The following is an 869-nucleotide window of genomic DNA, read 5'->3' on the forward strand; positions in this document are numbered from 1 at the left end:
ATGGTGGTAACACCAGGTTTTATGGCGTATCGTCCAGGCATTGCTACAGCACCTTCTAATTGGACAAAGCTATATGCTTGTGGTACAGGGTATATTTTCACCAAATCTCCGTTTTTCAATACGAAGTCTCTTTCAGGATGTTTTCTCAAATCAGATAAGCTGTCTTCAAAAGCAGTTCTGTATTGATGATTTATAACCCTATAAACTTGCACCCTACCTTTGTAAGCAAATGGTTCTAATCCACCAGCCATATGTATGAGGTCTAAAACGGTAGTTTTACCCTTTAATTCATATATTGCTGGATACTTTACAGCCCCTGCTATTGCTACCTCTGGCCCTATGGGTGGTATGTATATGATATCTCCTGGTTGTAGCCTTATATCTCCTTCCGTATCTCCATATATTAAAAACCTATAAACATCAAAATGTGTAAGGATTTCCCCGTCTCTTTTTACCTCAATATTTCTCATAGAACCTACTTTGGATGGCCCTCCGCAACTGAATAATGCATCTATGAGAGTAGATGTAGAATAAACTCTACAGCTTCCAGGATGTTTGGCGTATCCCGTAAGGTAAACAGTCATTGTCCTAAGCGCTCCCATCGTGACGCTTAAATGAAAGTTTTTATAATATTTTGAAAAAGCTGATTCTATCACATCTTTTAAATCTTTGAACTTCAACCCTGCTACCGTAACGGTGCCTACTCCTGGTATGTCTATGTTGCCGTTTCTATCTACTGTCAAATTATAATTTCCACTTATGCTACCCCATACGGTTATCTTTATCTGGTCGTTTGGACCTATGATGTAGTTTGGACCTACTGGTATGTTTTGCAAAGGTGCAAATCTTGAGCTTTTTATATAAAAACA

1 protein-coding gene is annotated in these 869 nt (G+C 38.4%); it reads right to left on the bottom strand.

The features are described from left to right. The coding region (locus tag ACP5S8_RS08460) for a polysaccharide biosynthesis/export family protein (protein ID WP_461876496.1) at positions 1-869 on the bottom strand (869 nt) is incomplete at both ends.

Source organism: Hydrogenobaculum sp. (assembly GCF_049967395.1).
Classification (GTDB): domain Bacteria; phylum Aquificota; class Aquificia; order Aquificales; family Aquificaceae; genus Hydrogenobaculum.